Origin of the sequence: Daejeonella oryzae DSM 19973, assembly GCF_000422945.1 — a bacterium.
GTDB classification, from domain to species: domain Bacteria; phylum Bacteroidota; class Bacteroidia; order Sphingobacteriales; family Sphingobacteriaceae; genus Daejeonella; species Daejeonella oryzae.
The window spans coordinates 730,005-740,939 of sequence record NZ_AUHA01000003.1 but is presented as its reverse complement, the minus strand read 5'-3'; the positions used below and the strand labels follow the sequence as shown (position 1 = coordinate 740,939).

11 protein-coding genes are annotated in these 10,935 nt (G+C 35.0%); 4 read left to right on the top strand and 7 right to left on the bottom strand.

Going from position 1 to position 10,935, the window contains the following annotated elements; all coding sequences use genetic code 11:
- The 3 genes from G521_RS0110855 to G521_RS17800 all read right to left on the bottom strand — a co-directional run.
- Positions 1 to 579, bottom strand: a 579-nt coding sequence (locus tag G521_RS0110855; protein ID WP_026898561.1) for a hypothetical protein, incomplete at its 3' end; no start/stop codon positions are given.
- A 158-nt stretch (positions 580 to 737) separates the two neighbouring features.
- Positions 738 to 1,433, bottom strand: a complete 696-nt coding sequence (locus tag G521_RS0110850) for a hypothetical protein (protein WP_155975759.1) — start codon at positions 1,431 to 1,433, stop codon at positions 738 to 740.
- A gap of 79 nt (positions 1,434 to 1,512) precedes the next feature.
- Positions 1,513 to 2,931, bottom strand: a complete 1,419-nt coding sequence (locus G521_RS17800; protein ID WP_162141789.1) for a tyrosine-type recombinase/integrase — start codon at positions 2,929 to 2,931, stop codon at positions 1,513 to 1,515.
- Between the two features lie 115 nt (positions 2,932 to 3,046).
- Here G521_RS17800 and G521_RS0110840 point away from each other — a divergent pair, with 115 nt between their 5' ends.
- The gene (locus G521_RS0110840; RefSeq protein WP_036678890.1) at positions 3,047 to 3,412 is read left to right on the top strand and encodes a hypothetical protein; all 366 of its coding nucleotides are present in this window, start codon (positions 3,047 to 3,049) and stop codon (positions 3,410 to 3,412) included.
- Between the two features lie 28 nt (positions 3,413 to 3,440).
- Here G521_RS0110840 and G521_RS17010 read toward each other — a convergent pair whose 3' ends face one another.
- The 3 genes from G521_RS17010 to G521_RS18150 all read right to left on the bottom strand — a co-directional run bounded on the left by G521_RS17010 (position 3,441) and on the right by G521_RS18150 (position 6,813).
- The gene (locus G521_RS17010) at positions 3,441 to 4,397 is read right to left on the bottom strand and encodes a helix-turn-helix transcriptional regulator (protein ID WP_051189677.1); all 957 of its coding nucleotides are present in this window, start codon (positions 4,395 to 4,397) and stop codon (positions 3,441 to 3,443) included.
- 4 nt (positions 4,398 to 4,401) lie between these two features.
- A complete protein-coding gene (locus tag G521_RS0110830) occupies positions 4,402 to 4,983 on the bottom strand; it encodes a GNAT family N-acetyltransferase (protein WP_026898558.1) in 582 nt (193 codons plus the stop codon).
- A 1,461-nt stretch (positions 4,984 to 6,444) separates the two neighbouring features.
- Complete coding sequence (locus G521_RS18150) at positions 6,445 to 6,813, bottom strand: hypothetical protein (RefSeq protein ID WP_155975757.1); 369 nt, start codon at positions 6,811 to 6,813, stop codon at positions 6,445 to 6,447.
- 814 nt (positions 6,814 to 7,627) lie between these two features.
- On the opposite strand from G521_RS18150, the gene G521_RS0110820 reads away from it, so the two are divergent.
- Positions 7,628 to 7,810: a type II toxin-antitoxin system HicA family toxin gene (locus tag G521_RS0110820; protein ID WP_026898556.1), complete on the top strand. Its 183-nt coding sequence runs from the start codon at positions 7,628 to 7,630 to the stop codon at positions 7,808 to 7,810.
- Between the two features lie 150 nt (positions 7,811 to 7,960).
- The gene (locus tag G521_RS0110815) at positions 7,961 to 8,347 is read left to right on the top strand and encodes a hypothetical protein (RefSeq protein WP_026898555.1); all 387 of its coding nucleotides are present in this window, start codon (positions 7,961 to 7,963) and stop codon (positions 8,345 to 8,347) included.
- 145 nt (positions 8,348 to 8,492) lie between these two features.
- Here the strand turns inward: G521_RS0110815 and G521_RS17005 are convergent, their stop codons facing one another.
- A complete protein-coding gene (locus G521_RS17005) occupies positions 8,493 to 9,650 on the bottom strand; it encodes a DUF3800 domain-containing protein (protein WP_036678887.1) in 1,158 nt (385 codons plus the stop codon).
- Between the two features lie 598 nt (positions 9,651 to 10,248).
- Between G521_RS17005 and G521_RS17795 the strand changes: the two genes are divergently transcribed.
- Positions 10,249 to 10,674 carry a heavy metal-binding domain-containing protein gene (locus G521_RS17795; protein WP_051189674.1) on the top strand — a complete coding sequence of 142 codons (426 nt, stop codon included), beginning with the start codon at positions 10,249 to 10,251 and terminating at the stop codon, positions 10,672 to 10,674.
- Positions 10,675 to 10,935: the final 261 nt, after the last annotated feature.

Genomic DNA, 10,935 nt, shown 5'->3' with positions numbered 1-10,935 from the left:
AATAAACGTTGTTAATTCCGTTTTAATCTGTTCGAGATTTCCTGTATTACCTTTCTCAAGTTCAAAAGTTTTTGATGAACCTCCTACTCCAAAATATATATCTTCCTTTTCAAAGTATTCAAAAGTTTTCTTGTAGGTCATGTCGTCTAACTCATTTATTTCAGTTAGTACGGTAACTCCAATTTTCTTTTTACCATTTTCGTTTATAGAATGTATTTCTATTGGAAAGCCTTCCTGTTGACCTACCAAAATTTCTTCAGTGAAACGCCATATATTATTCTTTCCAAAAAACTGTTTTTTAAAGCCAAGTTGCGCTTCCAATTCAATATAAGGGTACTTATTTAAAGTCTTTCTGTTTTTGTAAAAGGTGTAATAGCCAGAGACAAAAGCCAAAGTCAGGATGATAAAACCAACATACAATCCCATCGTCGGTGGTATAAATATTTTTTCTGATAAAGTATAAGTCTTTGATGAGTCTACAAAAAGGAATAGAAACCAAATGAAAGCAGTCATAACACCAGCAGGTATTAGAAAAATGTATTTAAATTTCTTAAGATTTAGTCTTATGAATTGTTGCATGTTTTATGGTTGGGCATAACGATTCGGGCTTTGCGTTCGGGCGGGAAATCGAAGCACAAAAGTCGATTTTATTACAAAAGCTTAAATAAAAAATTACCGTTAAGCTTTGCACATCAGCCCGCCTGACGCAAAACCCGTGTTATGTGTAGCCTTTCTTGTCATTTCGTTGTCAATAAAGTTTTAAAGTCAGGCTCGTCAAATTGTAATTCTGTTTGCTTTTGAGTCGGGCAATGATTTACAATAATTGGAACACTTTTTATTTTGTCTGCTGCTATCATCAAGTAATAATTCTTGTCTATCCCGTTAGTAATTTGCTCAAAAACTGCTATTCCTTTTTTAAAGTCAATTATGTAAATTATGATTTTTCGGTCGTGGTCGTAAATACCGGTCAACTTAAACTCATACGTCTTGTTGTCAATTTTCTTCTGCTCGATAATTTTGTTTGCAACAGGACCTTCACCAGTCCAGTCAATAAATGTTGTGTCATTTACTGATTGTCGAAAATGAAATAAAAAGTCGCAAGGGTGATAAGCATAAAGTTGTCCATTGTATTGTTTAAGTGTAACCCACTTTGTCCAAGGAATTAATGGCTTTGATTTAGTTAAAGTCAGTTTTTGCTCTTTGAAAAAGTCAGTCGAATATTTATAACTGTCTTTGTCGAAATGCTGGAAATTAAAGTTAGATATGTGGTCGTAAAATTTGCTGTCCTTATTGTTGTCAATAAAAATAGTTTGAAGTTCTCCGTCAACCGTGTCCTTAAAAATAAAAGTCGTATCCTTTCCAACACTCTGTCCGAAGAGTTGAAAAGTTGTTCCAATTGTCAGTATGGTCAATATGTTTCGAAGTGTCGTCATAAGGTTACACATAACTAGTAGATATACGCTGTCTATTGCATATATATTTACTATAAGTGGAGCCAACATACAGATTATTTCAAATGTTTAAACTATCCAGCGGACTTTTTATTTTGCTGATGTGTTTTGTGCTCACATAGGTATAAATTTCAGTGGTTTTGGTACTGCTGTGCCCGAGCAGTTGCTGAATATAACGGATGTCTGTTCCGGCTTCCAGTAAATGGGTGGCAAAGGAATGCCTTAACCAGTGCAGTGTCGCTTTTTGCTTGTAACCTGCCTTATTGCAGGCTTCAGCAAGCACCTGCCTCAATGAACTTACCGAATACTGATCCTGGTATTGTCCTTCAAACAGGTAGGTGCGGGGCTTATATGCTTTATAATATTCTTTTAATTTTTCAAGCAATTTTTCAGATAGCATCACCCGGCGGTCTTTATAACCTTTGGCTTTTGCAATTAGAATAATCATTCGTTTGCTGTCTATATCGCAAACTTTTAAATTAATAAGTTCACCGGCTCTCAGGCCGCAGGCATATACCAGGCTGAGCATCGTTTTATGCTTGATATTGCTGCAGCTGTTTAGAATTTTTTCGATATCTTCTTTGGCAATTACCTTAGGTAGCACTTTTTCTTTGTGAGGGCGGTGTAACTGATTGGTATATTCCGGTTTATTCAGCACATTTTTATAAAAATACAACACCGCATTAATCATCATATGCGTGCTGCTGCTGCAATGACTATTATTGCTGGCTATCTTCAGAACAATATCGTTTACCCGTTCCGGACTAAGGTCTTCGGCATTAACTGCGATTGTTTTGCAATAATACAGGTAAGTGAAAAATGATGCGTAATAGTTTTGAATCGTGTTTGGGCTGTAGTTTTTGGACTTTAAGTGTTTCAGATAAGCCTCCGGTACCACTACATCCACATTATACGTTTGATTCCAAATATATGATTGTAGGAAGAGGCTTTTAAGTTTTACATGCTGCTGAAGCGAAAGCACTACTTTGCCCTTTACCACCGTCAATAACTTTAATAGATTTACTTCCCGCATAGGCATCAGAAAGGCCGAAAGTTTACGATTAAAATAAATAAATTCTAAAGGTTCTAAAATTTCTTTACATCTGTTAACCCGGTCAGTAGTAAGCAAAAAACAATTTGAATTTTCCACCACTGCATACTTAATTGTCATTCTGGCTTCAAAGCGATACTTCGGAATTTCTACCCGGGAAAGTCCATTTAAATTCTGCTTTTGCGCCTCAATGACACAATCGCGGTAAAGATTGTTTTTGTTGATCAGCAATTTGCCTCCGGAAGCGATTTCTAAATAATCAAGTATTTCTTCTTTGGCTTCGGTGTAGAGTATTTTTCCTGGTCGGTCATATTTAAAACAGGACAAACCCAACAGCCATTTAAACAGGGGAGGGTTCTTTTGAAAAGTATAACTGTACACCGCCTGGCTTTTCAAAATTAAAGGCCGTATGTAAACGTGAATAGCCATACCTGATCGCATTATATATTAGTTATTCCGAAACTAAAAACATAAAGAGTTTTAGCCGATTTATAAACGAATATATCCGTATCTTAAATGGATATATTCGGTTAATAAGATAGCTATGGAAAAACGATCCTGCCTGTTTTGTAACGATGACCTAAAAGGTAGAAGTGATAAGCGTTTTTGTACGGATCAATGCCGGGCGAGTTATAATAATCAGAACCGGGCAGAAAGTGAAAAGGTGATACAGCAGGTGAACCAGGTTCTCCGCAGAAACCGGACTATTCTCAAAACGCTAAATCCTGCCGGAATGAGTGTGATCCGTAAAGAATTTCTGGAAGAACGTCATTTCAACTTTAAGTATTTTACCAGCCTGTTTAAAACCAAAGAGGGCAATGAGTACTGGTTCTGTTATGACATGGGCTATATGTATCTGGATGAGGATAAAGTAAGAATAGTAGGGCATCAGAAATACATGAAGGGCTGAAGAAATCTTCTCCTTTGTTTTCTATGATTTAAGCCTGTCTCAGTCGGTTGTTTCCCTGGAAAAATTGTTGCTGGTCAAGCTTATGGACTAGCTCAACTTTATTATTTACTTCAGTTTTTTGAAAAATATTATGAACATGTTTTTTCACCGTAAATTCAGATATAAATAATTTTTCGGCTATAAGCTGATATTTTTTACCCTGCCTCAGTAGCTTTACTATTTCAATTTCGCGGTTGGTTAATTTATATAAAAAGCAGTTTTCCATAAACAGTATTGGCGGTACTCCGCCGGCATTCAACTCCATCAGTCTCTGATATTCTAACCTGGATCTGCTGATTGATTTGGATATGAATAATATACTTATGACTACAAAACCACCATTTGTGCAGAGTACTTCTATTAATTGGCCTAAATCAAAATAGGCAATAGGAGTCATCATTACCCAGGGAATTACTGCCAGATAAACGGCAACCACTTCCATGAAATTTCCCCTGCTTTTATGATCCCTGTATTTTAACCTGATTGCCCTCATGATTGCCCAAAGGAGTACAATTGAATAGAAAAATGGAATAATGATGCCGAATTTGATTGCAAAATCTAAACTCTGTTGGATGGAATAAACGATCACAAAGAAGATTACAAAAGGCAGGATTAAAAATAACAAAACCCCATATAAAGCATGGAATCGCAACCTGATCAAATCAAACCCTTTGTAAAAATAATACGGAAAATAGGAGGCCATCAGAAAACCACTACCATATGCAATAATATTTTGAGCGACAACCGGAATATCGATTTTCGGATCGGGAAAGAGTCCGCCGCTGATGTTATAAACAATAAGCAGAAACAGTAGTATAAGATAGTAGAGTCTTTGCTTTTCCTCAGGACGTGATAAGTAATGAATAAACTGATAGAAGAACATCACAATTTCAAGTAATGCGAAAATGCAGGTTACTAAAAGCATTTCTGTGCCAAATACATTCATAATATTATATTTTAGATTGAAATCTTCTTAAAAAATAGAGCTGATAAGATAAATTCAATTGATGATATACGCTAAAACCCATTTTAGTATAAAAGGGCAGGTTACGCAGGGTAGAGGTTTCCAGATAGATTGGAAGATGTTTTTTTTCGCTGTCTTCAATTACCTCCATCAGAAACTCAGAGCCAATTCCTTTACTTTGATAAGCGGGATCAACGCCAATAAACCATAGGTAATATTTTTTTTCTTTTGGTTGGATTTTTCCGATTTTTAATTCCCTTTTAAGAGCCCGGCCTATATGAAAAAAACCGATGCAGTTATAAATGAGTTGAATATCTAACAGGATTGATTTAAAAGAAGTTCGCTTTTTATGGGGATACACTATCAAAGCGCAAGCATGATCATCATCAGACAAATAGACTTCGCCAAACAGCTTGCAAATTTCAAAAGAGTATGACATTAACGCCTTAATCCTCTTTAGTCTTTTTTCATCCTGTTTAATAATATAATTAACACTTTGATTGTCAGTAAAAGCACAGGTTAATAGATCTGTTATATGGTCTTTATCTTTAGTAGTCGCCTGTCTCATAGATTTGTTCGTTAAAGAAATAACATCCGGTATTGATGTTAATCAGTTAGAAACTAAATTAAATTTAGGCTCCTTTTTTTAAGGTTTGTGGTGACATGGTCAAATTTATTTTTATGACGATTGCTTTTAGATTAGGATGGTATCAGTGTAGAATTATTTTATAATAGGCGCAATTCTGCTTATTACCTATCATCAGCTTGGGGAAAAGCCATATCTTCGTAACTTTTTGATAGATGTTCGCCTTCAACTAAGGCATCTGTGTCTGGTGCCAAAAGCCAGGAATCTTCACAACAATGGGGAACTTGTGTATATAATTTAGTTAGGAATTATCAACCCCATGGAATCAATTTGATCCTATTTTAACCTGCTGCTTTTTGGGCAATATAGATAATTGTGCTATATTTAGTATTCAAGCTTGGCCTGTATGAAAGACGTACCCACAAATAGAAGATATATTCACAAAAATATTTAGAACAGTTCGAAAATATTGAAGATATAAGGAAAACTACCTTTCCTGATATCAATAAAGAGACTAAATTTCCAGTAGCCTCCTTTCTGAAAGGGTCAAATTATTAATTTGATCCTTTTTTGTTTCTACTCGAGTCTCAGATAGGATACAAAACTATCTTCAAAGGTACATTGTTCGGTTCTCAGTCGCTCCTTCTTCGGCTATATCCTGGTTTAAGATAGTCTGAATGCATATTTACCCGAACAAGAACCGAATAAGAGCCGAAGAAAAGCCAATATGTCTTACACTTAAATAGCTTTACAAAAAGCGAACGGTTTACGGTTTAAGCTTTACAAATATAAAACTCATACTGATTAAGCTTGTCAATACACTTTGTCAAACGGGGTCATACGGTTTTAACTTTACATTAATGCCTGTAATCATCAGAAAATACTTTGGGGATGTTTTCGATTCCCGGGCATGAGTTAACTGTGCAGTTTGCATATTATAATTGTAATGAAGCGGGATATAAGTATAAGCTATAATGGCTTTACATACCGGGTCCACTGCTCCTGTATAGGACTCAAAGTCTCATAAACTGAACTCCACTTTCAGGATTCCGTCCTTGGCGACCTATTTTTCAAGGACTATTACGGAGTGGGAGACTGAAGACTACGAGTTTTGTGATTTGGCCATTTCAAACGACCCGAAATATCAGAAGGCATTTCAATTATATAGCTCACTTATAAAAATGATAAACAGGCGGTAAAAAAACTAAGAAAAATTACCCCTGTCATTTCAAATATTCAGCCTAATGATTTTATTGAAGCCGATCTAAATATGATGAAAAATTGATAGAACCCTTATTAGCGAAATTTTAAGAGACACTTTACCCGGGCACTATAAATCATAGCCCATCATTCAATCATTCCAATCACAGTTCCAGCCAATTTTACCGTTCCCTCATTAATCCTGACTGCAACCCTTTTTTAACATTTAAAGAATTTAATTACTTAATTTTGATCTTCAGTCGTTTGAGTGTTTCTTGCTTCGAGATACATTACTTTGCCCAATAAAAACGCTGTATACGCTAAGAGCCATACTGTAAAAAGAAACGAAAGTTTGGTAGCTAAGCTGTTGAAGTAATTCACATATAAGTGTTTTGTACAAATGAATGCAAAGATGATAGGACCAATTCCAATTATTAATGAAGGTAATCTTAATATGGTCTCAATAACTGAAACTTTAACCTGATAATCCCTTTTCATTAGTTCATTGGATATCGAAAATGGTTGAATGAGTCTTACATAATCTTTTGGACGACCGGCTATCAAATCTAAATGATCAAACTTTCCAGTTTTGTATAGTCTAGTGGCAATCAATTTTGAAAAATGCAGAAGTTCGGCTTTCCTATTATTGAAAAGAAAATTATAGAGCAACATAATTGAAAAGAGGGGTGGGGTCAATATCTCAATAATCTTAAGATCAGATAATTTTATTATACTAAATTCAAATGAGGTAATAGCTGATAATCTAAACAGATAGTATAGAACGCCGGTTATTATCATCCAAAAATATAGTCTGTTTATGGATTGCTCTAGGTCTTTAAGGCTTTCTTTTAATTCTGATTGATATGATTTTAACTGTTCATGACTATTTAGGCGTATGAATTCTAAGATCTGACTTTGTTTCATTTAAGGAAAAGAGAAGTAATTATTTCTGCGGCCAAAATAAGTATAAACACTTGACAAAACCGTCATTAATTATGAGTATACATTTGATTTAACTCAAATCTAAGTTATTTCATCATCGAAATAATATTAGGGCACTAATCGTTGATCCTAAACCACTGCCTATGCACAGGCAGTGTAAAACATTATAACCACTGTATTATAAAATCATACCCACTCTTCCAATCATTCCAATCGCTGTTCCAGCCAATTTTACCGTTCCCTCAATAATTACTACCGTTCACCCTCAAAGGCAGGCTGGCAGAACCAAAGATATAATAATGGGGCTATGTTAAGATTCTATAGATTTTATCTCATCATTTAATTATGCACCTCAAGTTTCATGCAACCGTATGGATTACCCATGAACATGTTGTATAAACTTTACCCGAGATTTTTATAAAATATTTTACAAAAAAAAATATAAAAAATTTTATAAAAAGTAGCAAATTTGCTACCTTTGTTTATGAAAGTGAAGGCGGTAATCAAGTTGTTAAAGCAACATGGGTGGGAAGAAAAGAGTCAAAAGGGGAGTCATCTTCAATTGGAGCATCCTTTAAAGCCAGGTAAGGTTACAATACCGGTACATGGCGGTGATATCCCAAAAGGAACGCTGAACTCAATTCTAAAACAGGCGGGACTAAAGTAGTCCTTCCTGTTTCTTTACTTCTTTCATTTATAATGTAACTGATCATTAAAAAGCAGTCGATGCCCGGCGATACAGGGACGATAATAGTAACCCGCCTCACCAGCATACAAAGGTTATGGTTATTAGAAAAACTAATAAAAGGGATTTAACATGAAAAGGATTAAAATGGAGTTGATCATCGAACAAGCCGAAGATGGTCTATGGGGAAGAGTAAATTATAAGGATAACCTGGTTTCAGATTTTGGAAACTCTGTCACTGAGTTAGAAGAAAAAATAAAAGGAGTATTATTTGATTTCGAAGATGTGAAACCAGAAGATGTAGAGTTTGATCATCTTTATGACGTATATGCACTCTTCTTAAAATTTGATTATTTAAAAATATCAAAAGTAGCAGAACGGGCCGGAATGAACCCCGGTTTATTGCGACAGTACGCCTCCGGGGTTAAACACCCTTCCGCAAGCCAAGGGAAAAGAATTGAGACTACGCTTCATCAACTTGCTGATGAATTAAAGGACGCTTTTGTATTTGCAGAATAAATTATAAGTTTATAGCATTAGTGCCCCGCAATTCATTTGCTTTAGTGGTGCACTCTAAAATAAGGACCTAAAACCTGGACGTCGTTTCAGGTTTTTTTGTTTTCATTGGGTGGAATCGCGAAAAAGCTTCGTTATTTCATGGTTTTCAAAGAGCGTCGTCATGCTTAGCACTCAAATTAAAAACCCTAGATGTTCCTGGATCATCAACCGAAGTATCAACATTCACAATGTCAAATCCTAAAATATCGAAAATGAAATCTGCAAATCCGTCCTTAAAGTTTGGGTCACCTGAAAAATTCAATTTTCTGTTGATTGCCCCGGTGAAAAGATCGACAGCTTGGATAAAGTGATTTTTCGCGGATGACACCGCTTCAAATACGTCTAGATGTAAACCAGCTACCTTTTGACCATTAAGTCTTTCCTTTATGTTTTCAAGCTTTAGCGTGTCACTTCCACTTTCTTCGTCATCTATTCTTACCTGAAGCATTCTTGGAAGTGGCGCTCTTTTAGAATCATGCTCATGGAGGATACCCTTATGTAACAAATGAAATGTCAGATCAACGATTGCTTCATTTTTATTTGCCAGTCCTTTTGATTTTAACACAATGACTTTAAATCCAATGTCAGGAAATTTTGAGATAAAAAGCCTAAAAAAGTCTTTATATACTTCCAACTTATGTTTGCTCAATTTACTGAAATGAAATTCGTACTCAATGTTTTGCCTTTTTCTCCATTCATTAATTTCCATAGAATGAATAATAAGCTTGGCATTATAACCAAGAAGCCATAGCGATCCCACTGAGAGATATTCATCATTTTTGCCAGTTTCGTCAATAAAGACCTGATATAAAGGAAGATTTAGAGGCTTGTTCACCAATGCATCTCTTTTATATTGTCCCTGTAACTTTCCTCGAGATACTTGTACATCTTCGTCTGCAAGAAATAGTTTGTATTCGTACTGGATCTTGGCTCGCCACCTTGCTAAGGTGATTTGCTTGGTGAGTTTAAGCATTGTTTCAACAGATATATCTTCTTTGCCTTCTAGTTTTTCTTCTTCAAAATTACGCCAATAAATATAAGCCAGTTTAATATCGGAGTTTCTGGCTTCGTTGTGATTATTTAAGATAAAAGCAACCTTATCCTTCACTGTGGAGATAGTACCGCTCGCAACACGATCAATAAGCAATTTTCTTTCTACTAAAGCTTTTGCTTCTTTTTCTTCTTTTGTGAGTATTTTTTTTATTTTTTTCTTTGGAGCCGGGTCAGCAACTTCATGTAAATTTTCTGCAAACTCTTCTGACATATTTAAAGAATTAAAATTTTGAGTATTTTGTGTAAGGTAAATATTTTCTAAAGAATCAAGATACGGTTTCCTCCAGAGCGAAGTCAATTATTTTACCTCAATAATTCCTACCGTTCACCATTCTTTCATTTGCTAATTTGCTCATTTCCACATTTGCTAATTAATCTTACCGTTCCCTCAGTAATTCCTACCTTTCACCCTTTTTATTGATGATTAATCTTCAAATAATAATTAACGATTAAATTAATGGCAGATAACATTATATGGCAGCTATTAAAAGGTGAATAAGTTAAACAAATAAATTTTCTCATGGATTTTACGAATTAACGTAACTGCAGCATCAACAAATAGCTTAGATTAAATAAAATAAATGGATTATTGTACCAATTGTAAAGCATCCCTTAAAAGCGGGTTTTTCGGGTCAACTGAGCTTATTGAGAAAAGAAAAACAGAGTTTATTAATCGCTTTGCGAATCTTCAATCTGATGATTATTGCACAAAATGTTCTCCCGATTTAGCTATAAAGGCCTCGTCAGCTTGGAGATCGCAGAATACAAAGTTGAATACATCTTTAAAAGAATTAATCAGATAGATACCTGTGGTTACATTAAAAAGTCCCAAAGACTGGGATTATACAGTTTTAAGAATAGTTACTGCCCAATCAGTTACCGGGACAGGAGTTGTTTCGGAATTTGCATCAAGCTTCACAGATTTATTCGGTATGCAATCAAAAAAATATAATACTAAAATAAAGGCAGGGGAAGATCTTTGTAAAGCTCAACTTCGTCTTGATGCTGTAAGTATCGGCGCTAATGCAATTATTGCTACAGACATTGATGACGCAGAAGTGGGTGGGGATGAAAGTATGTTAATGGTTTGTATGGCTGGTACGGCAATAAGACTTGCGAACCCTGGGATTTTAGCTGAAGATATTGGAGAAAAGTTTTCGGAAATGGATGAAGTTGCCAAACAGCTTTTTGACATTTCAAAATATAGTGTCTATGCTTACGAAAATCCTTATTAAGTGTTTTATACCAGACGGCTTTTTTGAATTACCGTCTTAACCAAAGAAGGCTACACACAGCTCTTTAAAACGAACCTTTCAATGCCGGTATACGAGCACTGCTGAACCAATCGAGATATTACTTTTTCTTACGATGCTACCATTATGTGACAATGAATCAGGTTATACCATGAATTTATTATTGATAACCATTTGAAATAAAATTAGTTAGATATTGTAAATATCGAAAATTTTTAAAAAGATTTAGGATATAAGTAAATA